This is a genomic window from Burkholderia sp. WP9 (assembly GCF_900104795.1).
Lineage (GTDB): Bacteria > Pseudomonadota > Gammaproteobacteria > Burkholderiales > Burkholderiaceae > Paraburkholderia.
Genome location: NZ_FNTG01000001.1, coordinates 2453012 through 2478600, shown reverse-complemented (window position 1 = coordinate 2478600; position 25589 = coordinate 2453012). Strand labels below are relative to the sequence as shown.

Annotated in this window: 18 protein-coding genes; 6 read left to right on the top strand and 12 right to left on the bottom strand. The window is 60.6% G+C overall.

Features of this window, described 5'->3' with window-relative positions:
* Nucleotides 1-23: 23 nt before the first annotated feature.
* From BLW71_RS11025 to BLW71_RS11005, 5 genes are all read right to left on the bottom strand, one after another.
* Nucleotides 24-203, bottom strand: coding sequence for a hypothetical protein (locus BLW71_RS11025; RefSeq protein ID WP_091796295.1), 180 nt, complete (start codon nucleotides 201-203; stop codon nucleotides 24-26).
* 201 nt (nucleotides 204-404) lie between these two features.
* Nucleotides 405-1712, bottom strand: coding sequence for an MFS transporter (locus BLW71_RS11020; RefSeq protein WP_091796293.1), 1308 nt, complete (start codon nucleotides 1710-1712; stop codon nucleotides 405-407).
* A gap of 488 nt (nucleotides 1713-2200) precedes the next feature.
* Complete coding sequence (locus tag BLW71_RS11015; RefSeq protein ID WP_286162044.1) at nucleotides 2201-2662, bottom strand: energy transducer TonB family protein; 462 nt, start codon at nucleotides 2660-2662, stop codon at nucleotides 2201-2203.
* A 431-nt stretch (nucleotides 2663-3093) separates the two neighbouring features.
* A complete protein-coding gene (gene argH, locus BLW71_RS11010; RefSeq protein WP_091796287.1) occupies nucleotides 3094-4500 on the bottom strand; it encodes an argininosuccinate lyase in 1407 nt (468 codons plus the stop codon).
* Between the two features lie 138 nt (nucleotides 4501-4638).
* Nucleotides 4639-5451 (bottom strand): helix-turn-helix transcriptional regulator, encoded by an 813-nt coding sequence (locus BLW71_RS11005; protein WP_091796285.1) that lies wholly within the window; start codon nucleotides 5449-5451, stop codon nucleotides 4639-4641.
* 169 nt (nucleotides 5452-5620) lie between these two features.
* On the opposite strand from BLW71_RS11005, the gene BLW71_RS11000 reads away from it, so the two are divergent.
* Nucleotides 5621-6373 (top strand): class I SAM-dependent methyltransferase, encoded by a 753-nt coding sequence (locus BLW71_RS11000; protein ID WP_091796283.1) that lies wholly within the window; start codon nucleotides 5621-5623, stop codon nucleotides 6371-6373.
* A gap of 119 nt (nucleotides 6374-6492) precedes the next feature.
* On the opposite strand, the gene ppc is transcribed toward BLW71_RS11000, so the two are convergent.
* On the bottom strand, nucleotides 6493-9732 hold the full coding sequence (gene ppc / locus BLW71_RS10995) for a phosphoenolpyruvate carboxylase (RefSeq protein WP_091796281.1): 3240 nt from the start codon (nucleotides 9730-9732) through the stop codon (nucleotides 6493-6495).
* Nucleotides 9733-10134: 402 nt separating this feature from the next.
* Here ppc and hemC point away from each other — a divergent pair, with 402 nt between their 5' ends.
* Genes hemC through BLW71_RS10980 form a run of 3 tightly spaced genes read left to right on the top strand, consistent with a single transcriptional unit; the run spans nucleotide 10135 to nucleotide 14344 of the window.
* Nucleotides 10135-11133, top strand: coding sequence for a hydroxymethylbilane synthase (hemC, locus tag BLW71_RS10990; RefSeq protein WP_091796279.1), 999 nt, complete (start codon nucleotides 10135-10137; stop codon nucleotides 11131-11133).
* Entirely contained in the window at nucleotides 11133-13151 is a 2019-nt protein-coding gene (gene hemDX / locus BLW71_RS10985) for a fused uroporphyrinogen-III synthase HemD/membrane protein HemX (RefSeq protein ID WP_091796277.1), read from the top strand. Before hemC ends, hemDX begins: the two co-directional genes overlap by 1 nt.
* A gap of 2 nt (nucleotides 13152-13153) precedes the next feature.
* Nucleotides 13154-14344: a heme biosynthesis protein HemY gene (locus tag BLW71_RS10980; protein WP_091796275.1), complete on the top strand. Its 1191-nt coding sequence runs from the start codon at nucleotides 13154-13156 to the stop codon at nucleotides 14342-14344.
* Between the two features lie 171 nt (nucleotides 14345-14515).
* Here BLW71_RS10980 and BLW71_RS10975 read toward each other — a convergent pair whose 3' ends face one another.
* Together BLW71_RS10975 and BLW71_RS10970 are read right to left on the bottom strand one after the other, a co-directional pair.
* A complete protein-coding gene (locus BLW71_RS10975) occupies nucleotides 14516-14980 on the bottom strand; it encodes a hypothetical protein (RefSeq protein WP_091796273.1) in 465 nt (154 codons plus the stop codon).
* An 883-nt stretch (nucleotides 14981-15863) separates the two neighbouring features.
* Nucleotides 15864-17840, bottom strand: coding sequence for a hypothetical protein (locus BLW71_RS10970; protein WP_143048320.1), 1977 nt, complete (start codon nucleotides 17838-17840; stop codon nucleotides 15864-15866).
* Between the two features lie 81 nt (nucleotides 17841-17921).
* Here BLW71_RS10970 and BLW71_RS10960 point away from each other — a divergent pair, with 81 nt between their 5' ends.
* Nucleotides 17922-19292: an IS30 family transposase gene (locus BLW71_RS10960; RefSeq protein ID WP_091793389.1), complete on the top strand. Its 1371-nt coding sequence runs from the start codon at nucleotides 17922-17924 to the stop codon at nucleotides 19290-19292.
* Nucleotides 19293-19321: 29 nt separating this feature from the next.
* Here the strand turns inward: BLW71_RS10960 and BLW71_RS42765 are convergent, their stop codons facing one another.
* Genes BLW71_RS42765 through BLW71_RS10945 form a run of 3 tightly spaced genes read right to left on the bottom strand, consistent with a single transcriptional unit; the run spans nucleotide 19322 to nucleotide 22135 of the window.
* The gene (locus BLW71_RS42765; RefSeq protein WP_091796266.1) at nucleotides 19322-19471 is read right to left on the bottom strand and encodes an AAA family ATPase; all 150 of its coding nucleotides are present in this window, start codon (nucleotides 19469-19471) and stop codon (nucleotides 19322-19324) included.
* Between the two features lie 45 nt (nucleotides 19472-19516).
* Complete coding sequence (locus BLW71_RS10950; RefSeq protein WP_091796264.1) at nucleotides 19517-20239, bottom strand: hypothetical protein; 723 nt, start codon at nucleotides 20237-20239, stop codon at nucleotides 19517-19519.
* Nucleotides 20240-22135 carry an SIR2 family protein gene (locus tag BLW71_RS10945; RefSeq protein WP_177205003.1) on the bottom strand — a complete coding sequence of 632 codons (1896 nt, stop codon included), beginning with the start codon at nucleotides 22133-22135 and terminating at the stop codon, nucleotides 20240-20242.
* A gap of 805 nt (nucleotides 22136-22940) precedes the next feature.
* On the opposite strand from BLW71_RS10945, the gene BLW71_RS10940 reads away from it, so the two are divergent.
* Entirely contained in the window at nucleotides 22941-23834 is an 894-nt protein-coding gene (locus tag BLW71_RS10940; protein WP_143048319.1) for a hypothetical protein, read from the top strand.
* Nucleotides 23835-24128: 294 nt separating this feature from the next.
* On the opposite strand, the gene BLW71_RS10935 is transcribed toward BLW71_RS10940, so the two are convergent.
* Nucleotides 24129-25448, bottom strand: coding sequence for an MFS transporter (locus BLW71_RS10935; protein ID WP_091796259.1), 1320 nt, complete (start codon nucleotides 25446-25448; stop codon nucleotides 24129-24131).
* Between the last annotated feature and the right edge of the window lie 141 nt (nucleotides 25449-25589).

Below are 25589 nucleotides of genomic sequence, written 5' to 3'. Positions count from 1 at the left end.
AGGGCTGCGGCCCTCAGCGCTTGTCAGGCCAGCAGCATTTCAAACGCGACGACCGCGGCGATGGCCGCGGCATTCGCCGCCAACGCTTCGACGACAATGCCCTTCCATGTCGCAGGACGAAAGCGCAATGCAAGCAACAATGAACCTAGCAGCGCCAGCGCAATGATCATCACGATATCCGCGTTGTGAAGATGAATGTTCATGCGTGCCTCCCTGCTCGCCATAGGGTTATTTGAGTCGAGTATAGGCATGTCAAAAAGACGCGCAAGGCAGGGAATTTACTCAGGAATGCTCGGTAAGCGGCGGGTGTGAAGCGGGGGCGGTGGATGCCGCCGCAGCAGCGCGAGAATTGCACTCTGCAGCGGCATCGGGGGGAGAAGCGGGCGCCAAGGCGGCGCCTGTCGTTACATCAAGCGTGTATCGCGCGTTTCACGCATGCACAGCACGCCGATCATGCTGACCGCCGCAGCGATCGACACATACGCGCCGACCCACGGCAGCCCGCCGCGCGCGGCGAGCATTTGCGCGATATACGGCGCCACGGACGCACCGAGAATCCCGCCGAGGTTATACGACACGCCCGCGCCGGTATAGCGCACGTTGGTCGGGAACAGTTCCGGCAGCAGCGCGCCCATCGGCGCGAAGGTCACGCCCATCAGGAACAGCTCGATGACGAGGAACAGCAGCACGAGCGACGTCTGTCCGCTGCCGAGCAGCGGCGCCATCGTGAAGCCCGACAGGATCGCCGCGATGATGCCGACGATCAGCACCGGCTTGCGTCCATAGCGGTCGGCGGCCCAGGCCGACAGCGGCGTGGCGAGCGCCATGAACACCACGGCTATGCACAGCAGGCCGAGGAATGTCGGACGCGGAATGTGCAGCACGGAGACGCCGTACGACAGCGAGAACGTGGTGGCGTTATAGAAGAGGGTGTAGCAGACCACCATCGCAAGCGCGCCGAGCAGTGTCGGCACCCAGTGTTGCGACAGCAGCGTGGCGATCGGCACCTTGACGCGTTCCTGGCGCTCGATCGCCGCCTGGAATGCCGGGGTCTCGGCGATTTTCAGGCGCACGTACAGGCCGAGCGCGACCAGCACGGCGCTCACGAGGAACGGCACGCGCCAGCCCCAGCTGCGGAATTGCTCGTCGCTCAACGAGAGCGCCAACGCGAAGAACAGGCCGTTGGACGCCAGAAAGCCGATTGACGGCCCGAGCTGCGGGAACATGCCGAACCAGCCGCGTTTGCCGGCCGGGGCGTTCTCGGTGGCGAGCAGCGCCGCGCCGCCCCATTCGCCGCCGAGGCCGATGCCTTGGCCGAAACGCAGGATGCACAACAGGATCGGCGCGAGGCTGCCGATCGAATCGTAGCCCGGCACGAAGCCGATCAGCGTGGTGGATACGCCCATCACCAGCAGCGACGCGACGAGCGTCGATTTACGGCCGATGCGGTCGCCGAAGTGACCGAACAGGAACGAGCCGATCGGCCGCGCCACGAAGGCGATGCCGAACGTGACGAAGGCCGACAAGGCCTGAGCCGTCGCCGAGCCATGCGGGAAAAACACCGGTCCGATGACGAGCGCCGCGGCGGTCGCATAGACGTAGAAATCGTAGAACTCGATCGCGGTGCCGATAAAGCTCGCGAAGATGATCCGCGAACTCTTGTTCTGCCCGGCCGCGTTGGGCTGGGCCGCGGAAATCGGCGAAGTGGACATGCAGGGTCTCCATGTGTCGTGATGCCGTAAAGCGCCCCGGTGCGTGAGCGGGCGGTGCGCGTGAGGGGCGGCATCTTTGTTTGGGTTCGCGCCTCGCTTCTCGCGCGGCCGGTGGGCGGTCACGTGGGGTGCGGGCGACTAAGCGACAGCTTACAACGGCAACCGGCAAAGTCAGCCCGCGAACGCGGCCACACCAGGGGAATAACCAGGCGGGATGTGGGCGGCCAGCAAGCCGAGGCGGCCGGTGCGGCGCAACGCACTGACTATGTGGGATCACGGGGCGCGCGTCGTGCATCAAGCAGGCGGCGCTCGCGGATGGCGCGGGCGGCGGCCGCAATCGGACTCTTGCCGCGCCGGCGGGTGAGCGGGCGGCGTGAGCCGTGCCGGAAGGCTCCGGCGCAGGGAATCGGAAAATTATAGCGAGCGCGGCGGCGGCGCAGCAAGGCGGCTGCGGTTTGGCCGCGTGCGTTGCGAGAGTTTAAGCGCGTTCAATCGATGGTTAGTGCTTGCGGCGAAGCGAGTTCGCGGAGCTGGAATTTGCCGTCGTCGTTGAAGAGCCAGTCTTCGAAAAGCTCGAGCTGACCGCGGCCGTTCAGCAATTTGCCGGGCGGTTGCGGCAGCGGTGCGGCGCGGCGCAAGGTGGCAAGCGCGGTGCTCTCGGCTTCGTCGTCGCCATTGGTGCGGTACACCGACGACTGCACTACGTGACCGTTGCGGTCCACCGTGAACGAGACCACGACGAGCGAGCGGAGCATGGCTTGCGGCGTGCCGCGCAGCACATAAGACGGATTGCGTTCGATGATGCGTCTGGCCACGGCATCGCGATATTGGTCCAGCGTCGCGCTGTTGACGGCGGCCGCGGGTGTCGAGACGACCGGGTGGGGCGGCGGCGTAATGGTGCAGCCGGCCAGCGCGATGCCCAGCGCTGCGGCGAACAGCATGCCGCGCATAGGCGCCTGCCAGGCGCTGAAGCCTGATGCACGGCGTGCAGTGAGGCGGCGAAGGTGACGTGTGCGGGTGAGCATCGTCGTTGGAGAAAACATGGGGCAGGGTCTAACTTGATGGTAGTCAAAATACGCCAGGAAGCAATTGGCGTTCGCCCGGTGTTCGTGGCCGAGCCCCTGTAATAGCCTGAAATATGAGCGGATTGGTGCGCGGCGAAAACACGCCTACACTTCGATGGCCTCTTTCGAGAGGCATCGGTGGAAGTCTTTCATTTAGCCCGCTTCGCGCGGGCTTTTTCTTGTGCGCAGCGGAAAAACAAAAGGCGAACCCGATAACGAGTTCGCCTTTCTGTTTGCAAGCCGCAAGCCCTACGCAAGAAGGTGCGCAGCAATTAATGAGCACATGTCGCTGGCTCACTGCATGCCGTGCGCCTCCCTTACTTCAACGCTTCACGCGCCGCCTTCACCGCTGCGAGCACCTGCTCCGGCGCTGTGCCGCCCGGATGATTGCGGCTCGCCACCGACCCTTCCAGCGTCAGATACGAAAACACGTCTTCGCCGATCAGATGCGCGACGTTCGGCAGCTCCTTGCGCATTTCTTCGAGCGTCAGATCCGCCAGGTCGCAGCCGCGATCCGCGCACACGCGCACGGCGAGCGCCACCGCTTCGTGCGCGTCGCGGAACGGCAGGCCGCGCTTGACCAGATAGTCGGCCAGATCGGTTGCCGTCGAGAAGCCTTGCAGCGCAGCGTCGCGCATGGCTTGCGGCTTCACCGAAATACCAGCGACCATTTCCGCGAAAATGCGCAGCGTATCCGCAACCGTATCGACGGTATCGAACAGCGGCTCCTTGTCTTCCTGATTGTCCTTGTTGTACGCGAGCGGCTGGCCTTTCATCAGCGTGAGCAGCGCGATCAGATGACCGTTCACGCGGCCGGTCTTGCCGCGCGCGAGTTCGGGCACGTCCGGGTTCTTCTTCTGCGGCATGATCGACGAACCGGTGCAGAAGCGGTCGGCCAGATCGATGAAGCCGACGCGCGGGCTCATCCACAGCACGAGTTCCTCGGAGAAGCGCGAGATGTGCGTCATGACGAGCGCCGACGCCGCCGTGAATTCGATCGCGAAGTCACGGTCGGACACCGCGTCCAGCGAGTTCGCGCAGATGCCGTCGAAGCCCAGCGTCTTCGCCACCGCGTGGCGGTCGATCGGATAGCTGGTGCCGGCGAGCGCAGCCGCGCCGAGCGGCAGACGGTTCACGCGCTTGCGGCAGTCGATCATGCGCTCGGCGTCGCGCGAAAACATTTCGACGTAGGCGAGCAGGTGGTGGCCGAACGTGACCGGCTGCGCCACTTGCAGGTGCGTGAAGCCCGGCATGATGGTCGACGCGTTCTTCTCCGCCATGTCGAGCAGGGCCGTGCGCAATTCGGTGAGCAGGCCGCCGATCCGGTCGATCTCGCCGCGCAGCCACAGGCGGATATCCGTCGCGACCTGGTCGTTACGCGAGCGGCCGGTGTGCAGGCGCTTGCCGGCGTCGCCGATCAGCGCGGTCAGGCGTGCTTCGATATTCAGGTGCACGTCTTCCAGATCGAGTTGCCACTCGAACTCGCCTCGCTCGATTTCACCCTTGATCTGCGCCATGCCGCGTTGGATCGCGGCGAGGTCGTCGGCGGCGATGATCTTCTGCGCGGCCAGCATCGAGGCGTGCGCGAGCGACCCTTCGATATCGACGAGCGCCAGACGCTTGTCGAAGAAAACCGACGACGTGTAGCGTTTGACGAGCTCCGACATCGGCTCCGAGAAGCGAGCCGACCAGGCTTCGCCTTTTTTGTGCAGTTGGGACGTCATGGTGTTGGGCAGTTAAGCGGCAGTTGAGCGAGCGGTGAGGAGGCTGACGGCGCGCATGCACGTACCGTGCGAAGCAGCCGCCTAAGCGGAGAAAGACAGGGATTTTAACACCGGCGGGGCGTCAAGCCAGTTCATCGCCTACTCACGCACCAGCACCACGAGCTTCAAATCCTCCCGATGCGCCGGCTTGAACGTGATCTGGTCATACACGATGCGGCCCTCGCGCGGATGGTTGAACTCGCGCCGTCCGCCTTCGCGGCCGCCCACGTCCTGCGAGGCCCAGAAGCGCGCGAACGCGTCGCTCGCCGCAGTGAGCGAGTCGATCAGCCCGCGCGTGGGCGCGTCGTTCAGATGGCGGATCGAGTCGGCGCGGAATTCGGCGGCGAGCCGCCGCGCGCGCGTTTCCCAATCGACGATCAGCTCGCGCGCGGCCGGTTCGGTGAACGTGTAGCGCAGCAGATTGCGGTCGTGCGCGCCATCCAGCCAGCCCACGAACAGGTCGGCGGCGCGCGCATTCCACGCAAGCGCATTCCACTGACGGTCGAGCACGTAGGCCGGCGCGTTCACGAGTTGCACGGTTTCCAGCAGGGTGGCGGGGGCGTCGGCGGCGGCCGGATCGGGCTCTGCCGGGTCGCGCTGGGCGGCCAGTTCGAACAGATAGGCCCGCTCCGCGCGCGACAGTTGCAAGGCCACCGCGATGCGCGCGAGCGCCTCGGCGGAAGCGGAAACCGGGCGTCCCTGTTCGATCCACGTGTACCAGGTGGGACTCACGCCGCACAGTTGCGCGACTTCCTCGCGCCGCAGTCCGGGCGTGCGGCGGCGCGGACCGGGCGGCAGGCCGACCGCTTGCGGCGAAAGCCGCTCACGGTGCGCGCGGATGAAGTCGCCGAGCGCGCGGGCCGGCGTGGCGTCGAGCGGTGGCGGGTGGTCGGCGGAAGACGGCGTGGTCATTCTGAGCGGGCGGTTGGTGTTGGGCCGGCGAAGCGCAGGGAGGTAATAGAGATACCAGAATAATTGCTTAACTTGTACTGGTACACGGCGGGCTCTATTGTAGCGATGTAGCGGCTGGAACGGCACGACGCCTGCCAGCGCTACCCGACACCCCTAACCGGAGCCTTCCATGAAGCATCACGATCAGGTCGCCGACGCCTTCGGCTCGACCGCCGCCGCTTATCTGACGAGCCCGACTCATGCCACCGGCGCCGATCTGCGGACGCTGGCCGAAGCGATTGCGGCGACGCCGGATGCGACGGTGCTCGACATGGGCTGCGGCGCGGGCCACGCGAGTTTCGCGGTGGCGCCGCACGCGAAAGCGGTGGTCGCGTACGACATCGCGCCGCCAATGCTGGCGACGGTGGAGGGCGCCGCGAAAGAGCGCGGCCTCGGCAATATCCGCACGCAGCAGGGCGCGGCCGAGGTGCTGCCGTTCGCCGATCATTCGTTCGACTGGGTGATCAGCCGGATGAGCGCGCATCACTGGCACGACGTGCCGCTCGCGCTTGCCGAAGTGCGTCGCGTGCTGAAGCCGGGCGGCAAGGTGCTGTTTATCGACATCGCCGGCAGCGATCATCCGCTGCTCGACACGCATATTCAGGCGATCGAGTTGCTGCGCGATGCGTCGCATATCCGCGATTACCGCGCCGACGAATGGCTCGCGTTATTCGCCGCGGCGGGTCTTCAGGCATCGATTCGCGAGCGTTGGCGCATCGATATCGAGTTCAGCTCGTGGGTGGCGCGCATGCGCACGCCGGAGCCGCGCGTGGTGGCGATTCGCTCGATGTGGGCGTCCGCACCGGATGAAGTCCGTCAATATTTCGATGTGCAGGAAGACGGCTCGTTCAAGCTCGACGCGCTGATGATCGAGGCGCAATGAAAAAAGCCGGGCGCGACGTTATTCGTCGCGCCCGGCTTCTGCAGTTAGCCCAATGCAGCAGTCAACCAGGCGCGCCCCAACGTGTGCACTCAGTTGCCTGCCCTTAACGGCCTGCGCGCTTAGCCCGTATTACGCAGGCCCGCCGCAATCCCGTTGATGCTCAAATGAATCCCGCGCCGCACGCGGGCGTTGGTGTCGCCCCCGCGGTGACGCTTGAGCAACTCGACCTGCAAGTGATTCAGCGGATCCAGATACGGGAAGCGGTTCTTGATCGAACGCGCGAGCAGCGGGTTCTCCGCGAGCCGTTCGCTCTTGCCCGTGATCTCCGACAACACCTTCGACGTACGCTCCCATTCCGCGACGATCCGCTCGAACACGTGCTTGCGCAGCTTCTTGTCGGACACGAGCGCGGCATAGCGCGAGGCGACCGCGAGGTCGGTCTTCGCCAGCACCATGTCCATGTTCGACAGCAGAGTCGAGAAGAACGGCCACGTCTTGTGCATTTTCCGCAGAAGCGAGAGACGGCGCGTGCGCTCGGCGTCGCTCGGCGCGCCGTCCAGATACGCGGCCACCGCGCTGCCGAATCCGTACCAGCCGGTCAGCAGCAAACGGCATTGGCCCCACGAGAAACCCCACGGAATCGCGCGCAGATCTTCGATCTTGCGTTGCTTCGGATCCTGCAGTTTGCGCGAAGCGGGACGGCTGCCGATATTCAATTCGGCAATCTCCGCGATCGGCGTCGACTCGAAGAAATACTCCTTGAAGCCGGGCGTTTCATAGACCAGCGCGCGATACGACGCCATCGCCGCATCGGACAACTGCTGCATCGTTTCTTCGAACGCGGGCAGTTGCGCCGGGGCGATGCCGTGCGGCAGCAACGACGCTTCGAGCGTCGCGGCGACCACCGTCTCCAGATTGCGGCGGCCGATCTCCGGATTGCCGAACTTGCTGGCGATCACTTCGCCTTGCTCGGTCAAACGGATCTGGCCGTCAACAGTGCCCGGCGGCTGCGACAGAATCGCCTGATAGGTCGGGCCGCCGCCACGGCCGACGGTGCCTCCGCGTCCATGGAACAGACGCAGCGTCACGCCGCGTTCGTTGAAGAGCGACACCAGCGCGAGTTCGGCGCGGTACAACTCCCAGTTCGACGTGAGGAAGCCGCCGTCCTTGTTGCTGTCCGAGTAGCCGAGCATCACTTCCTGCTCGTTGCCCTGATGTTCGATCAGCGCATCGACGCCCGGCAGCGCGATCAGATCGCGCATGATGTGAGGCGCGTTACGCAAGTCGGGGATCGTCTCGAACAGCGGGATCACCATCAGGGCCGCCTGAGCCGGATCGTTCGCGTTGCCGAGGCAACCGCGCAGCAGGCCGGTTTCCTTTTGCAGCAGCATCACTTCCACCAGATCGCTCACCGTCTCCGTGTGCGAAATGATGTAGTTGCGCACCGCGCGCGCACCGAATTTCTCGCGCGTGCGGCGGGCTTCTTCGAGCACGCCGAGCTCGCTCTTCACGAGGTCCGAGTACTCCGCGAATGGCAGACGCAACGGACGCGGCTGCGCCAGCTCCGACAGCAGCACGGTGAGCTTGTCCGCTTCGGAGAGCCCCGCATAGTTTTCTTCGACGCCCGCGCGACGCAGCAGCTCGGTAATCACCGCTTCGTGAACGTCGGAGCTCTGACGCAAGTCGATGCTCGCCAGATGGAAGCCGAACACTTCGGCGGCGCGCGCGAGCGGCGACAGACGCGGGGCGGCGAGCGGCGCACCGTGATGCTCGGCGAGCGAATCGATTAGCACGTGCAGGTCGCGCACGAATTCGGACGAGTCCGCGTAAGGCTTGGCGCGAATCGGCGCCGCGCCGCGGCCCGCGCTGCGCACCGGCACGCTGCCTTCGCCGAGACGCACGCGCGCGCTTGCCGCCAGCCGCGTGTACATGCCGATCAACGCGCGGCGATACGGCTCGTCCGTGCGATGCGGCGACTGGTCGGGCGAGATCTCCGCGAGTTCCTTCAGGGCGTCGCTGGCGCCGGCCAGCAGGTTCGACACCGACAACTCGGCGCCGAGCTTGTGCACCTGTTCCATGTAGTGCTCGAAGATCACCGCGGCCTGGCGGGTGATCGCGTTTTCGAGCGTTTCGGCCGTGACGTTCGGATTGCCGTCGCGGTCGCCGCCGATCCAGCTGCCCATCTGGAAGAACGGCGGCAGGCGCGCTTCGAGGCCGTGCTCGGCGAGCGCTTCTTCGATATCGGCGTAGAGCGCCGGGATTTCTTCGAGGAAGGTGGCGCGGTAGTACGACAGCGCGTTTTCGATTTCGTCGGCCACGGAGAGACGCGAATCGCGCAGCATGCGCGTTTGCCACAGCGACGTGACGCGGGCGCGCAGCATCGCTTCGTTGTGCGCGCGTTCGCGGTCGGTCAGTTGCTGGTCGCGTTCGGCGAGCAGGCGCGCGACATCGTGCTGCGCGTCGAGAATGCTCTTGCGCTGCACTTCGGTCGGGTGCGCGGTGAGCACCGGCACGATCAGCGCGTTGTTGAAGAACTCTTGCAGGACCGGCGTGGCGGCCGCGCCCGCTTCGACGAGGCGCTCGAGCGAGTGCGCAATCGTGCCCGGCTGCGAGGTCGAGCCGGCCAGCTCGTGAATCCGGTGACGGCGATTGCGGTGGCGGTCTTCAGCAATGTTCGCGAGATGCGAGAAATAGCTGAAGGCGCGCACCACGCTGACCGTCTGTTCCGGGCTCAGCGAGCGCAGCTTCTTGTCGAGCGTCTGCGCGGCGGCGCTGTCGTCTTCGCGGCGAAAGCGCACGGCCGTCTGACGGATCGTTTCGACGACGTCGAACACCGCGTCGCCTTCCTGCTCGCGCAGCACGTCGCCGAGCAGGCGTCCCAGATAACGGATGTCCTGGAACAGCGGATGGTCCTTGTCCTCGCGCGTGCGGCCATTGCCTTTCGGCGCGGGCGCGGCGGTCTGCTCCGTCACGGCTTGCAGCGTGGGCGCTTGCGCGGCTTTCTCGGCCTTCGCGGTCTTCGGTGCGGCGACGATCTTGACCTTCGTGGAGCCGGCCTTGGCCGATTTCTGTGCCGGAGCCTTGGATGCGGGCTGCGTTGTCTTGTTCGCCGTCTTATCCGTTTTGACAGCCTTCACAGCCTTGTCCGACTTGACGGGCGTGGACGTTTTGGCGGGCTTGCCGGCTTTGGCGGCGTTAGCAGCCTGCGCGGCTTTGCCGGCGCGTTTGGCCGGAGCGGGCTGACTGGCGGTAGCAGAAGCGGCGGCTGAAGCGGTGGGCGCCGCGGCGGCGTCGGCCGCTCGAGCGTTGGGCGATGCAGTGTTGCGGCGGGCAGGGCGCGCCGGTCCGGAAGACGTCACGATGGGTTTCCTCAGGGAAGCCAGGGTCTGTTGAGTGATGAACTGCTACTGCGGAACTGCACTATGAACTGCAACGTGAACAGCAAGTGAACTGCAAGAAGCGGTCTGCGCCGATGGCGATACGCCTGAGAGGAACTGCGCGCCTTCATGCTGCCGTGCATTTGCACGACGCCCAGGTGAAGCGCTTGCGGCACGTTGCGCCGCATTGCATCATCCCGCATGCCGGAGCACGGTGCGCGAACGACCGTGCTTGAACAGGCGGGGTCTGGGCCGACGCGCGCCGCGCGAAGCCCGTCTCCTCCATCGATACCGCTTCAGCACGGCGCTCCACTGCGTCTTGAGACGCGAGAGCGCGTGCTAACATTGATTGTTATTACATCCCGTCATTCGATCAGCAAGCTAATGAACACCGAGACGTTTTCCACGCCACCCCACACGCTTGTGATTGCGTCGCGAGAGAGCCGCCTGGCCATGTGGCAAGCGGAGCATGTGCGATGTGCGCTGCACAAATTATATCCATCTTGTGACGTAAAAATCCTCGGAATGACAACACGTGGCGATCAAATTCTCGATCGCACTTTGTCGAAGGTTGGTGGTAAGGGCCTCTTCGTCAAGGAACTGGAAGCCGCGTTGGCCGACGGCCGCGCCGACCTCGCCGTGCATTCGCTCAAAGATGTGCCGATGGCATTGCCCGAGGGCTTCGCGTTGTCCACGATCATGGAGCGCGAAGACCCGCGCGACGCGCTGGTCTCCAACACGTACGACTCGCTTGCCGCGTTGCCGGAAGGCGCCGTGGTCGGCACCTCCAGCCTGCGCCGTGAAGCCATGCTGCGCATGCGCTATCCGCATCTCGAAGTGCGGCCGTTGCGCGGCAATCTGGACACGCGTCTCGCCAAACTCGATCGCGGCGATTACGCGGCGATCATTCTGGCGGCGGCTGGTTTGAAGCGTCTGGGTCTCGGCGAGCGCATTCGCGCGTTGCTCGATCCTGAAGACAGCTTGCCCGCAGCGGGGCAGGGCGCGCTCGGCATTGAGATTCGCGCCGACCGTGCGGACCTCGCGGCATGGCTCGCGCCGCTGCATCACGAACACACGGCGGCCGCCGTCGAAGCAGAGCGCATGGTCTCGCGCGCGCTTGGCGGCAGTTGCGAAGTGCCGCTCGCCGCGTATGCCACCTGGCACGACGGCGCGCTGCATCTGCGCGGCATCGTCGCGACGCCGGACGGCCAGCGCGTGTTGAGCGCGCACGCGTCGGCGCCTGCGCCCACCGTCGAGCATGCGCTCGCGCTCGGCCAGGAAGTCGCGGACGCGCTCGCGCAGCAAGGCGCGATGGACATCGTTCGCGCACTCGGCACCGCCGGCGGCGCCGCTGCGGCGGACAGCGCGGTGACCGGCGAGTGATGGCGGCCGATACTCCCGGCAACGCATCCCCAGCCGTCGACAAGGCGGCGTTCACGGTCGTGATTACACGACCGGCCGGTCAGTCGAACGAACTGATCGCACGGCTCGCCGAAGTGGGCCTCGCCACGCTCGACTTTCCGCTGATCGACGTCGCACCCGTCACGGACGACGCTCCCTTGCGCGCGGCGCTGAGTTCGCTCGAACGCTATGCGCTCGTCGTATTCGTGTCGCCGAATGCCGTCGATCATGCCTTCGCCCACAGCGACACGATCTGGCCGCATGCGTTGCCGATCGGCGTGGTCGGTCCCGGCAGCGTGCAGGCGCTGGCGCGCCACGGCGTGAGCGCGCCGGCGTACAACGTGATCAGCCCGCCCTCGGGCGCGGATGAAGAAGCCGCGCGCTTCGATTCCGAAGGCCTCTTCGCGGCGATCGACATGGCGCTCGGCGCGACGAACCTGGAAGGCAAGCGCGTGCTGATCGTGCGCGGCGACGGCGGCCGCGAGTGGCTCGCCGAGCGTCTGCGTGAAGCCGGCACCGAAGTCGAGACCGTCGCGGCGTACCGGCGCCTCGTGCCGGAACCGTCGATAGGCGGCTGGGCGCGCGTGCACGAACTGCTCGCGGGCGAGCCGCATGCGTGGCTGCTCACCAGTTCCGAAGGCGTGCGCAATCTGCATGAACTGGCGCAAGACCACCTCACCGTCGACGAAATCGTGCAGCTCAAACGCGCCACGCTCGTCACGCCGCATCCGCGAATCGCGCAGACCGCGCGGGCATTGGGTTTTGATAGCATTAGGGTGTCCGGCGCGGGCGATGAGCGCATTGTCCGCACCCTGCTTGCCGCCGTCCCGACCGTAGTTCAACCGGTACCGTCCAACCCGGCTCATTCACCGGCTAAATCACGCATGACTGAAACGAACGCATCCACGAACGCTTCACCCCAGCCTGCCGCGACCACTGCGTTGCCGCCGAATCCACCCTTCACGCCCTACGAAGCGCAAAAGCGTTCTAGCGCGAGCGGACCGCTGCTGTGGTTTGTCGTCGTGATCATTGCTTGCGCCGCGGGCGTGGGCGGCTATGCGCTCAATCGCAAGGTGGAGCGCACTGAGCAGCAACTCGTGCAGCGCCAGCAGGCAAACGACACGCAGACCAACGAGCTGCGCATCAAGACGGACCAGGCGCTCGCCACCGTGCATCAATCGGACTCGCAGGTCGCGCAACTGGAAGGCAAGCTCGCCGATGCGCAAAGCGCGCAGCAGGCGTTGCAACAACAGTACGCGGATCTCGCGCGCAATCGCGACGACTGGACGCTCGCCGAAGTCGGCCAGATGCTCTCCGCCGCGAGCCAGCAGTTGCAGCTCACCGGCAACACGCAGCTCGCGCTGTTCGCGCTGCAAAGCGCCGACACGCGCCTCGCCGCGTCGGACAGCCCGCAAGCGGTTGCCGTGCGCAAGGCCATCGCGCAGGACATCGACAAGCTGAAGGCCGCGCCGTCCACCGACCTCACGGGTCTGGCCATCAAGCTCGACAACGCGATCGACCACGTGGACGATCTGCCGCTCTCCGGCGAAGCTCCGATCCCCCATGCCACGCCGCAAGCCGCAACGTGGGCCGATACGGCCAAGGTGGCCGCGGCCACCGGCGAGCCGCGCTGGAAGGTGTGGTGGCGCGAGGTGAGCACCGGCATCGGCCAGCAGTTGACGAGCCTCGTGCAGGTGCGCCGTATCGACAATGCCGACGCGATGCTGGTCACGCCCAATCAGGGCTACTTCGTGCGCGAGAATCTCAAGCTGCGCTTGCTGTCCGCGCGTCTTGCCTTGCTCTCGCGCAACGAGACTACGCTGAAGTCCGACCTGCTCGCGGCGCAGAATGCGCTGACGCGCTACTTCGACAATTCGTCGAAGAAAACCCAGACCGTGAGCGATCTCGTCAAGCAGGTGCAGGCGGGCTCGGCCGCGGTTGAACTGCCGAATCTGAGCACGAGTTTGCAGGCCGTCAATCAATACCGGAGCCGAGGTTAATCATGGCGATCCGGGGACTTCTATGGCTTGCATTGCTGTTCGCCATTGCCGTGGTGCTGGCGGTGGTGGGACGCTTCGATATGGGGCAGGTGCTGCTGATCTATCCGCCGTACCGCGTGGACATGTCGTTGAATCTGTTCGTGGTCGGACTGGTTGTGCTGTTCATCCTGCTGTATGCGTTGCTGCGCATCTTCCGCAATATCTGGCGCATGCCGCAACGCGTGGCCGCGTATCGCGCGCGTTCGCGGGTCGCGAAAGCGCATGCCGCGCTGCGTGATGCGATCGGCAACCTGTATGCGGGGCGTTTTTCGCGCGCTGAAAAGGCGGCCAAAGATGCGCTCGCGAATGGCGACAACAAGGGCGCGGCCGGTTTGATCGCGGCCACGGCCGCGCATCGCATGCATGAATATGCGCGGCGCGACGAATGGCTCGCGCAGATCAACGAAGCCGACTGGCAGGACGCTCGCCTGATGGCCACCGCCGACATGCGCGCGGATGGCCGCGACGCGGACGGCGCGCTGACCGCGCTGACCGAAATGCAGTCGCAGGGCGCGCGGCGGATTCACGCGCAGCAGATCACGTTGCGCGCGCAACAGCAGTTGAAGAACTGGGGCGAGGTGCTCAAGCTCGTCAAGACGCTGGAAAAACGCGAAGCGATTCATCCGGCCGTGGCGGTGCGCTTGCGTCAGATCGCGGCGGAAAACCTGTTGCGTGACCGGCGCCACAATGCCGACGCGCTGCTGGAGTTGTGGAATTCGCTGTCGGCCACGGAACGCCATTCGCCGCGTCTCGCGGATCTCGCCGCCGAGTTGCTGGTGGCGCTGAACCGTCCGCAGGAAGCGCGCAAGATCGTCGAGGAAGCGCTGGCGCAAAACTGGGACGCGCGTTTGCTGCGCCGCTATCCGGATACGGCGGGCGGCGACGCGTTGCCGCTGATTCAGAAGGCCGAAGCGTGGCAGAAGGATCGTCCGGAAGATGCGGACCTGATGTTCGCGCTGGGTCGCTTGTGCCTGCATCAGCAACTGTGGGGCAAGGCGCAATCGTTCCTCGAACGCGCGCTGAAACTCGCGGACAACGAGACGCTGAAGATTCGCTCGCATCGCGCGTTGGCGCGTTTGCATGAACAGCTCGGCGATACGGAGAAGGCGAGCCAGCATTATCGCGAGAGTGCGTTGGCGATGAATATTGTTTGAGGGTTTTTGGGGCGGCGTGCGGGTTCTTGGTGCGCTGCTTTGAGAGCTTGAGACGGCTGGTTCTAGTTCATGAGTTGATGTGTTGATGGCCGCAGCGGATGCTGCGGCCATTTGTTTTTGTGCTGGCGGTTGCCTGTTAGGCGAGGCTCGATTTGATCGCTTGGTGTGGTCTTAGTGCGGCGCGGTGGACGGCTGTTGCACGGTTGTGGACGGCGACTCGATCACGCTCTTCGTGGAGGGCTTTTTGCGGGGCGACGCTTTCGTTGCTTCGATCGACGCCTCTGCTCGCTGCGACGCTTTAGTCAGTAAGTTCGTCGCATGCTGCGCTGTGAGGCGGCTGCGCGCGACGCCCTTCGCGTCGAGTGCAATCACCTGGAACAACTCGCGGTCGTATTCGAGATCCTGCTGATACTGCTCGGCCGTGTCCACCAGCAATTCGAGCAACGTCTGACGACGCTTTCTTTCGTCGTGTGTAATCGCAGGATTTCTAACTATCGATGACGCCAGTGTGATCAAAGTGTCCAGTTGACCCAACTGCCGGTCGCATAAATCGAACGCGGAAAGGGCAAGCTTTTCGTACTGGAGTGCGTCGACGGGCGGACGCGAAGCCGGTTGAGTTTTGACGGGCCTGGTCATGGTGCGATCTCCTTGTTGGTGGGGTGGATCGCCCGGACACGCTTCTTTGGGGGGAGGGTGAGCGGGCACGAAGTAGGGTTAGCAGACCGGCGTTGAAACCAAAACCGGCGAGCCTTGCGGCTCCCCCACCAAGGCCCGCCCATAGAAATCGAGCGCGCAGAGGTAGACGCACAACCTGCCTGAGCAGGTGTGCGGGTTTCAACGTTTAGGCTGCTAAACCTAGTCGATGGGTGTTTCCCAGCGACTTGGTAATTATAAGGGAGTGGGGCTGTCTTGGATTTAGTGTTGGGGGGTAAATGTTGGGATTGGCTGAAGGGATAAGGATGGGTGGGGCGGGAGAGTATTGATCGGTGCTTTTGCCTTCCTAGCTCAATTCCGTAGACGGCTGACTGCCCTTTGTAATTTGCAACGCTCTGATTGACACGCCATTTTGAGTGCTTTGATTCGAAACCTCAGAGGACTGAAGTACTTGATTCAGCCAACCAACGCGACGCGGCGCCTCTTTTCGCTTTCGGCTACAACAGTTCTTGGTGACTTCCCGTGAGCCCGCTAGCGCCGCCTAGAACTCTTGTACTGGCGAAATCACCGATTTCCCACCTCGCCGAAGGTGCAACGATACAGGTCATTCAACCTAGCGGGACCAGTCGGCCAAGGTAGTCGGATCAAGCAGATATACGCTCTGCACCAGCACCACTGGCGGCGGTCGTGCGCCCACCGGCTTGAATCAGCGACTACTGACTATTGTTGACCGTGGACGCGTTGCGAGATTTTAGGCCCGTGATCTTCCGAGGCCGCTATTGTGAGCGGAGGCCTCGCAGAGCGGCCCTTGTCGGCGGGGTCAATTCGCAACGTTTGGGTGGCCGGCAGGTTTTGCCGGCTGATATCAGGGCGCGCGACGACTGAGCTGGGTGTTTAACCAATCTCCAAGCTCAACTCGCGAATGCATTTGCGTCTGCGAAGCGCGAGCGTCGTATACCTGCATTTGCGGACCGTGTTCCGGCGACCATTCCTGAATCTCGATCACCCTCATTGTTTTGCCACGAGGTGGCAAGAGGTATTCGACAAGTCTGTTCGTCAGGTCCTCATGATGGCTGGTCACGATAACTTGGCGGTAATACTCCTCGGAGCTTGTATATGCCAGTTGTCGTAAAATCCCAGCCGCTGGAATGAGCTGTCCCATGTCCAAGGCTGTCGTGAAGTCGTCGAACCCAAGGAGTGGCGCTGAAAGTCGGTCTCTCAGTGCGTAGCTTAGGCAGACAGACCAGCACACAGCAAGCTGTGTACGTTGGCCTGTTGAGAGACTTCGATACCCTGGCCCGTCTGCTGAGGCGAATTGATAGGCGGTTGACTTGCCTCTGCCCGAACCTGGCTGTAATTGGATGGGAAGAAATTCGGTTGGAAAGTGAAAGCGGGCAAGCAATCTGTTCAGGGTCACTAATAGCGTTCCGAGCTGGCGGTCATCAATGGCCGAGTTCAGGCTAAAAATGCTTTCCTTGCCGAGGCCACGCTTTAAGGTTCTTTCTGCCTCGGACATAAGTTTGTCGGCCGCAGTGAAGTTCGCTTTGCTCGCCGCATTTGCTAGCTGCTGATCAATCTTACGTTCTGTCTCGGCCCACGCTGCGGCGGCCGTCGAAAGGCGGTGCAGTGATCTGAAATGTTGATTTAGGCTGGAAGCTTTTTCATTGCGGCGACTAAGAACCTTTTCGATCCGCGACGCGAGCTCGCCGACAGTGCTAGCACCACGTGCCTCAGATTGTTCGGACAGTGCTAGGACGATTTCGCGTAGTCTTATTCGCGTCTGCAGTTGCTCGATCTCGGTGCTTACGGCTGCTAGTTGCTCGCTACACCTGAGTTCGCTTTCCCGCATCGCTTGGGCGACAGGTTCCAATCGCCTCATCATGCCTCTGATTTCGGCATCCGTTTTCTTGAGCCAATGTTGAATGAACTCGCGGTCCACCTGCGGACCGAGGGAAAGTCGCTCGAGCGTATCGAGCCACCGTGCAGAGCGCTCCGGAAAACTGTTGAAAAACGACTTCAACGAATCGTCACCGATTTCTATGATCGGTCTGCGAAGACGCAGCTCATTTAGTTCGTGTCGGAGCTTGGCTGCGTCACTCTCCAACGCGGCTAGCCTCTTTACGTAGTTTGCATTCCCGTCGCTTGTGGCCAAAATCACGGCGTCGTCATCAACGACCACCCCTGTTTCATTAGGAGCGGGGGGCACCCACCGAATCGGGATATGCGCTGGAGCGAGTTGGAGCGCCGAAAGTTGTAAGGGAGTTGCCGAAGAGGACTGGAAGTCTGGCCTGTGCCTTACCTCAGTCTGTCTACGGAGTTTGTCGAGTTCCACTGAGATAGCCAACAAAAGATCAGCTGGAGTATCGCCAGATGTTCCATCGTCGAGTGCGAGTTCGCTCTCGGTGTCGACCTGAAGCATCTTTAGAATATTGCGCAACTGGCTTTGCCAATGGTTGACCAGATTGCCGCCTTGCAGGAGCAGGTTTTGTTCGCTGCGGATGCGCGAAGCCCACAATTCGCCGCTTTCTGCATAATCAGCCAATTCACTTCTGGCGAGCTCAAATTCCTGCGCGGCTTGTCGGCGACTCCCATCGACGTCAAAGTCTCGGACAAGCAGTCTTCGTCTGGCTTCAGTTAAATCACTCTGCGTAACCTCTAAAGCCGCTTTTATCTCGTCCCACAGTCGCGAAGTTGGCGAAATGATACTAAGGATGTCTTCGGAATTCTCGGGCGACGCAAGTCCCTCCGGAAAGAAGAAGTGTGCTCTCTCTAGAAGATTGCCATGAATGCGCGCCGTGGGTATTGACGACAAAGAAATCGTTCTTGCAGCGACACCTTGCATAGAGATGGAGCCTTCATTGCGACCCTTGCACATTGGGCGGATTCAACTGGTCGTTGCAACATCTCCTAAAGGAGGTGCCAAATGGGACGAGCACAGGGTTGGGGTTCGGAACAGACAGGAAGACCAATAATGCAATCGCCCGGCAGGCCAGGTGTCAATCAGCGAGATACAAAGCGAGCGTTCTGGACTTGTGTCGCGCAAGGCATGGAGAGCGAGGCTGCGGCGCGCGCGTGTGGCGTGTCCCAACCTTTGGGGCCAAGATGGTTTCGTGATGCAGGCGGAATGCCGCCGATCGAGCTGACGCCGGGCACTGCGCCTTATCTGTCTTTTTCTGAACGCGAGGAAATTGCGCTGCTACGGGCGCAGGATTGCGGGATCCGTGAGATCGCGCGAAGACTGCAGCGCTCACCTTCGACCATCTCGCGCGAGTTGCGCCGTAATGCTGCAACCCGTAGCGGCACATTGATATACAGGGCGACAGTTGCTCAGTGGAAAGCTGAGCGGGCCGCGGAACGTCCGAAAGCTTCCAGACTGACCAAGAACGATAGATTAAAGAATTATGTGCAGAGTCGATTGGCGGGAGCGGTCACCGATTCAGAAGGCAGGCCGATTGCCGGACCCAACGTACCATGGAAAGGACGACGGCAAGGCCGCCGCGCGGACCGTCGTTGGGGCACCTGCTGGAGTCCCGAACAAATCAGTCGACGATTGGAGGCCGACTATCCAGAAGACCAATCCATGAGAATCTCTCACGAAGCCATCTATCAGGCGCTTTACATTCAGGGCCGTGGCGCTCTGCGCAAGGAGCTTACTGCCTGTTTGCGTACGGGCCGTGCACTTCGTGTGCCTCGAGCCAGGACGCAACAGCGAGGAAAGCATTTCATTACTCCGGAGGTCATGATCAGTGAACGTCCGGCTGAGGCTGATGATCGTGCCGTTCCGGGTCACTGGGAAGGTGACCTGATCATCGGCCTTAATCGATCCGCAGTGGGTACGCTGGTCGAGCGGACTACCCGCTATACAATGTTGCTCCATCTCCCACCTATGGAGGGACATGGCACTGGCGTGCGGGCCAAGAATGGGCCACCCTTGGCGGGTCATGGAGCGGAGGCCGTCCGCAATGCCATAGCTGCGAAGATCGTATTATTGCCTGAGCACTTGTGGCGATCGCTCACATGGGATCAAGGCGCAGAGATGGCCCAGCACGTGCAACTTCGAATCGATACGGGTCTGGAGATCTATTTCTGCGATCCTCAAAGCCCATGGCAACGCGGGACCAACGAGAATACGAATGGTCTGTTGCGTCAATACTTTCCGAAAGGCACCGACATCAGCCGGTACACGCAGCGCGAACTTGATGCCGTCGCAGACGCACTAAATTGCAGACCGCGTAAAAGCCTTGGATGGAAATCACCAGCAGAAGCACTAAGAGATCTACTACTTGCGTCATAAGCATTAGGTGTTGCAACGACCCCTTGAACCTAAGTTGCTTCGCCCGACCCCTTGAGTAATTCGGTCTGACCATTCAGAAGCATATCAAGCGCAAGAAGTATGCTTGTCTTTCCAACTCCATTCTTTCCTGAAATCAGGACGAGGTCGGCGTCGAGGTCAAGCGTATGTTGTCCCGACAAACCCTCGAAAGTTTTCTAGGGTGAGGTGTCTGATTGGTCTCGTTGTCATTCAAGGCTCCTGGCGCGATCTCCGCTTGTAGAGGTCAACAGACGTTCTGCAGGAGCGACGACGTCGTACCTAAGCCATTCGGAGGCACCGCGCTGCGCCACCGTTGTTCCAATTGGTCCGCCAGCACGCAGAATTCCATCTTCGTTATATGCTTTGAGGACTCGCAAGCCAAGTTGGCGCGTCAAAACTGCTCGGTCGGGCTCTTCCTCGACACGGCGCGCAACCGATTCGAGATATTCCCGGTCGGTTAAACTCTTGAGTTTGTACGCGTGAACGTGAATGGCGGTTGCATCGATCAACAAAGAGGTCAACGTTTCAGCGTCGACAATATTTGCCCGAGCGAAGCGGCTTTTAGTGAACGGCTGAATCGAAAAAGCTCCACGCAGCGAATCTTGGTTTCCCGCCATCTCGTGCCACTGGGGGTAGTTCAATTCGTCGCATTCCACAAGGAGCGTGAGCGGTGTTTGATACCCGTAGGCGGACAGTGCATCACATAGATCGCATAGCTCATCGCGAAGCAAGCTTAAGTTGTGCTCGTACTGTTCGACGGCGATTTTGCCTTCGATTGATCGCGCATGTACAACGATCATGATTGGGGAGACATAAAGTCTTGTCCAGTTTAGCCAACTGTGACTGCCGAGATGTACCTGACTAACGTCTGTTTCCAGAATATCGCTAGATAGTGAGTAGGTGGCTAGGAGTTCGTTTGACGGACCCATTTAGATCCTCCGTTCAAAACTTGGGTTTCGCCGAATACTCAAATCGAGTCTGCGGCGATATTTGGTGGGGAATGATATGGCATCCGCCAGATGGTCTGCTGCCTCAGCAATCGATCCAGCTCGTGTAGAAGTAGGAAACAGCGCGCGCCAGTCGACGCGTGTGATTACCACCGGAACGATCTCCGAACCTTGTTTTAGGTAGATGCGCCGCTCTCCCAATTGGCGCACCTTTGCTCCCGCCGCGCCAACGACCAATTCCAGACGTTGTACAGGCGTAGACTCACAGATCATTTCGTCAAACTGACGAACGCTAGGCTGAGTATTTCGGCTGATATAGAAGCTCGCCGTTCCACCGACGCCACTTGACCGCACTTCAATCCGTGCATCTGGCGCGAGACTCACTTCGTCCCATATGCGATGACTTGAATCACCGATTCCCGTGTTTTCGTCCCGCGCGCGTGCTTGAGCGATTTGGAGCAGTTCAAATATAAGTGCCATTTCTGCTATAAGACTGCTGTGGTCGTTGATCGCACAATACTTGGTGGGCGCGGTTGAGCCGAGCCGAATATGGGTCAAGCAGCGAGTCAACCATGGGCGACGTGCCATTCTAGGGTCGTCTGTCGATTCCAAGGATACTAGCCAATGAGGCGGGCTTCCCGGGTTCGTCAGTTGGCTTTCGGTGCAACTGTCGAGCTGAGCGGCAAGCAGGACGAGCAGTCTATCTGCGTCAGGAACAGCTGCTGTAAATGCGGCGTTTTGGCTGATTGCGGCGGCGCGCAACTTTTTCGACACGAGCCGCGCGTAGACAGCTTGAAATATGTCTCGCCATAGGTCATCAGCCGGCAGGCAGTCTGGAACCGTCTCGGGTTCGTCGGACGATGTAAGTGATTTTGCACGCTGGTAGGGACCGAGTACAAGGTCAGCCCCGTTCGTGGGGATGCCGGACCACCAAGTCGAAAAGCCGTAGACCAGTTGCATCTGCTGGAAGCTGGGATTGTGTTCGTAGGTGGTGACCACAGGAGCGTTCGCCGCCTCGTAAAGGGGTTGCGGCTGCCCGTCGTTTCGAAGTCCGAGTCCAGAAAATTCCTCAAGAACCTGCTGCAACGTGTGAACCACTTGTGGCTCGTCACTACCAAATCCGATGGTGACGAGTGCGGCGCTACGCACCTTGGTTCGAAAAAAATCCGCAGCCCACTTGCGTTTTCTCCAGTCCTGAAGTTGAGATGCTGTCAATAAGATATCTGCTGCATGCGTACAACATTCTTTGAGTTGTGCGGCACAACCATTGATCTTGTAGGCTTTCAGAATGTGAGGGGTGTCCTCGCCTGGATGCCACTCCGCGTTTAGCGCCGCGCTTTCGGCGAAGGTATCCAAGTCGTAGATCCGACGGATGACCGTGTTGGAAGACAGGGTTTGGGAACCCAGCCACGTGTTGAGATACGCTCGTTCAAGATTGCAGTCGTAGTTAGTCGTCACCAGCTCGGAAATCAACCCTTCTCGGACAAGGAAGGCCAGATAGTAGTGAGCAGGCGTCGGATCCAGGTCCGCGAAATCACGGATTTGAAGCACGTCAGCAAGTTTCCAATAGGCTTCGTCATTACTCTGCGGGTATTCCCAAAGGAATGTTTCACAGCTCTTTGTTAGCTCGCTTCTCTCTTTAGCCAACCGCAAGTCACAGAGTTTGCAACTCAGCTTGGAGAACACTTCAAACACGATCTTTGGATTTGATAGGTGTTCGGAAAAGCGTTCTGCACATTTTTCGCAAAATACAAGGGGGCCACGCGATTCGCCCATGAGCCTCTTCATGCGTAATTTCAGCGTAGCGTTGACGACCTTGTCGACCATTGTAGGAAGCTTGTGCCCGTCCCAGTAAGCGCCTCGCAGGGTTGAGTTCATCGAAATTCCCGCTCCAATAAGCGGTACGCATCTGCGATGCAGTATTCGATCTACTACATATCGAAAAGCGCTACTAGATGTGTTGTTCATCAAGTCAAAAAAGTGGGTCGTCGCCTCTCCTGCGACGGAGATGCAAAGACGGCAGTGGTAGGGCACTCGTCTGGCACGTTATGATAACGGCGAAATCCAGTCCAAGTAGTGCTTTTATACGATGCCCGATTAGCGATCGGCTACCTATATGGTTGAACCGAGGACCGAAAGACACTCCTCTCGAAATGGACTTCTCGATATTTTGGAAGGCTGATTGGTAACTACGCCAAGAGTCTCGGTCGGGTGGCATCGGTGCAGCGTCGCCTAGTGCCCGGCGCTGATCGACTGGCGTGCATCGAAGAAGCCAGTCATTGTGGCCCAAAGCGGCACCTTGAGCCACGAGTCCGATTTGCATTCTAGGCTTGCTACATCTTTTAAACTCCGTACCCTTCACATTAGTCGCCGCACCCGCTGTGCTTGTGTCGAAGCTTTATATGGATGTCGGTTTATGGTCGGAATAACTGAGCAGAGTTTGTTGTATCTTCACGCAGCCTCGCGACGTGACGCATGGCGTGATTTTCTATTTTTTATGGTTCGTTGCCTCCGGAGACCGGAGCGCGGCAACTTACCAATCTGACAGGGAGTGGACTTGATAACAATACCGCAGGTCGCAGAGTTGCTAAACCAACGCGCTAACGGATACGAGGTCGGCAGGCTTCAGCACCTTCGTGTAAAGCTCAAAGATAAGAAGCGTTTGCCGTCACAGAAGTTATTTATGCCAGCAACAATCTCCGACGACTGGGCTTTCCATTTTGGTGGGCGTGCGGAATTGCAGTTCAATATAGGCATGGAAGAGAGCGACGGGAAGAAGTACATTCGTCATGGCGTTGCCTTTTCCTTGGAACCGAGCCAAACCCTTCCAAGTATCGACACCCTGTTGCCTAAAATGCGGTTGTTCAACGAATTTATCAGGACGGAGTTTAAAGCGCCTGCAGATTTTAGAATTTGGTACTTCCGAAAAGGTGTCCGTTCGAAAACCCTTCCTGTCGCGCCCCTCCCACACGAACTGTTTCAAACGGGTACCTTCGTGTTCATGGGTGCGCTTTCCCCCGTTGACCAATTGGACCTTGACAGAATTCTTCGGGACTTCGACTTGCTTCTTCCGCTCTACACTTTTGTAGAGTCAGGTGGGAAACTTCCTCCTGACAAAGACTCTCCCATCGGCTTCAACTTCCGACCTGGAAATCGTGTTAAAAGCTCGTGGGCGAGTGCATCGCTGCCGGAGCGACAACTTTCAATTGAGCTGCGCCATAATGCATTGCAGTTAGCGCTCTATGCAGAACTCTGTACCGAGTACGGGCAGGAAAACATTGGGACCGAGATATCGAACGGCAGCGGAGGTCGAATTGACGCAGTCGCTCGAACCGATGATGGCTATGTTTTTTTTGAGATAAAAGTCGGTCATTTTCTGAAAAGCTGTATTCGCGAGGCAATTGGCCAGTTATTGGAATATTCTTATTGGCCGGGCGCGTACTGTGCTAATGAACTCGTCATCGTCGGCGAAGCAGCGCTAGATGAAGGGAGCGGTCGATATATCGAGACGCTGAAAAATAGATTGAACTTGCCAATCAGCTACCGCCGAGTGGAATTGGGTGAAGAGGTGTTGTGATCACACATTCTGTGCGAGGCATACTCCTCGCGTGACGGCGGCCTCTGCTACGGAGTCAGGGAGATGACCGCGGTGCGCGTCCGTTTGGTATCTTCAATGCTTGAGATCATAGCCTGAAGGGTTATTCGCCATTGCCAAGTAGCCATAGTTGGCCGACCGTTGCCTTACGTCCAAGGCAGCAACCGGCCAACATTTGTCCACATTAACGTATTCAATGGTGAAAATGGTCGCTTCTTCGCAAACTAACGAACAGCCTCAGCAGTAAATAACCCGCTAAGGCTCGCGCCTCACCCCTCACTTATTCACCATCTTCGCCGGCACACTAACCGCCAGCAACCCACCCAGCACCATAAACGCCGCCAGCATATACATCCCCGAATCATTCGCAGCCGTCGCCTGCTTAAGCCACCCCACGGCGTAAGGACTCAAAAACCCCGCCAGATTCCCAATCGAATTAATCATCGCGATCCCAGCAGCCGCGCCAGTCCCCGCCAAAATCGCCGTAGGCAAACTCCAAAACAACGGCAGGGTAGTAAGAATCCCCATCGTCGCAAGCGTAAGCGAAGCCATCGCCAACACAGTGTTATGCGTCCACACGACAGAAAGCACCAACCCAATCGCCCCCGCAAACGCAGGCAGCGCAATATGCCACCGCCGCTCCCGCTTCCGGTCCGCACTACGCGACACAAACACCATCGCCACCACAGCCCCCGCGAACGGAATCGCCGACAGCAACCCGATCATGAAAGCATCCGTCACCCCAGTCGCCTTAATAATCGTCGGCAACCAGAAACTCACCCCATACAACCCCATCACAAACGAGAAGTACGTCAGACTGAGCATCAACACCCGCCCACTCGTGAGCACCTGACGAATCGGCATGTCATGCTTGGTCGCTTCCTCCGCGGACACATGCCGCTCGAGCATCTCCTGCTCTTCCTTGGTCAGCCACTTCGCCTTCGAGATCCGATCGTCCAGCATGGCGAACACCATGATCCCGACGATCACCGAAGGAATGCCTTCGAGCAGAAACAGCCACTGCCAGCCATGCCAGCCGTTCAAGCCGTTAAAGGTCTTCAGGATATAACCCGACACCGGCCCGCCGATCACACCCGACAACGCAATCGCCGTCATGAACCACGTCGTCATGCGACCACGCCGATGCGACGGATACCAGTACGTCAGATAAAGAATGATCCCGGGAAAGAACCCCGCTTCAGCCAGACCGAGCAGAAAGCGCATCACATAAAACATCGTCGGCGTAGTCACGAACATGGTCAGCATAGAGATCACGCCCCACGACACCATGATCCGCGCAATCCACACCCGTGCGCCGACCTTATGCAAAATCACATTGCTCGGAATCTCGAAGATGAAATAGCCGACAAAGAAAATCCCCGCGCCGAATCCGTACACCGCATCGCTCAGCCCAAGATCGCTGGTCATTTGCAGCTTGGCGAAACCGACGTTGACGCGATCCAGATACGCGACCACGTAACAGAGCATCAGAAGCGGCGCGAGCCGCCAGGTGACCTTGCGGTAGGTGGCCTCTTCGAAAGTGGAAGGTGGCGCACCCGCGCCGGGATGGTGGAGCGGATTTGCGGGACTAGCCATGGTGTCTCCTCTTTTCTTGTGGAATTGAAGTACCGCCGTCGATCGATTCTATCCGCGCTCAGTGCTTTGCACGACGAATCGATACCGGGGGAAAACACTGACTGCGGCGAGGGCGGCGCAGCGGCCGCCCTCGCTAGAATG

Coding starts and splice junctions, on each gene's coding strand:
- BLW71_RS11025 (WP_091796295.1), bottom strand. CDS start 203: ATGAACATTCATCTTCACAACGCGGATATCGTGATGATCATTGCGCTG.
- BLW71_RS10945 (WP_177205003.1), bottom strand. CDS start 22,135: ATGAACTCAACCCTGCGAGGCGCTTACTGGGACGGGCACAAGCTTCCT.
- BLW71_RS10975 (WP_091796273.1), bottom strand. CDS start 14,980: ATGACCAGGCCCGTCAAAACTCAACCGGCTTCGCGTCCGCCCGTCGAC.
- BLW71_RS11000 (WP_091796283.1), top strand. CDS start 5,621: ATGAAGCATCACGATCAGGTCGCCGACGCCTTCGGCTCGACCGCCGCC.
- BLW71_RS11015 (WP_286162044.1), bottom strand. CDS start 2,662: ATGCGCGGCATGCTGTTCGCCGCAGCGCTGGGCATCGCGCTGGCCGGC.
- BLW71_RS11020 (WP_091796293.1), bottom strand. CDS start 1,712: ATGTCCACTTCGCCGATTTCCGCGGCCCAGCCCAACGCGGCCGGGCAG.
- BLW71_RS10980 (WP_091796275.1), top strand. CDS start 13,154: ATGGCGATCCGGGGACTTCTATGGCTTGCATTGCTGTTCGCCATTGCC.
- BLW71_RS11005 (WP_091796285.1), bottom strand. CDS start 5,451: ATGACCACGCCGTCTTCCGCCGACCACCCGCCACCGCTCGACGCCACG.
- hemC (WP_091796279.1), top strand. CDS start 10,135: ATGAACACCGAGACGTTTTCCACGCCACCCCACACGCTTGTGATTGCG.
- argH (WP_091796287.1), bottom strand. CDS start 4,500: ATGACGTCCCAACTGCACAAAAAAGGCGAAGCCTGGTCGGCTCGCTTC.
- BLW71_RS10960 (WP_091793389.1), top strand. CDS start 17,922: ATGGGACGAGCACAGGGTTGGGGTTCGGAACAGACAGGAAGACCAATA.
- BLW71_RS10970 (WP_143048320.1), bottom strand. CDS start 17,840: ATGCAAGGTGTCGCTGCAAGAACGATTTCTTTGTCGTCAATACCCACG.
- hemDX (WP_091796277.1), top strand. CDS start 11,133: ATGGCGGCCGATACTCCCGGCAACGCATCCCCAGCCGTCGACAAGGCG.
- BLW71_RS10950 (WP_091796264.1), bottom strand. CDS start 20,239: ATGGGTCCGTCAAACGAACTCCTAGCCACCTACTCACTATCTAGCGAT.
- BLW71_RS10935 (WP_091796259.1), bottom strand. CDS start 25,448: ATGGCTAGTCCCGCAAATCCGCTCCACCATCCCGGCGCGGGTGCGCCA.
- BLW71_RS10940 (WP_143048319.1), top strand. CDS start 22,941: ATGCCAGCAACAATCTCCGACGACTGGGCTTTCCATTTTGGTGGGCGT.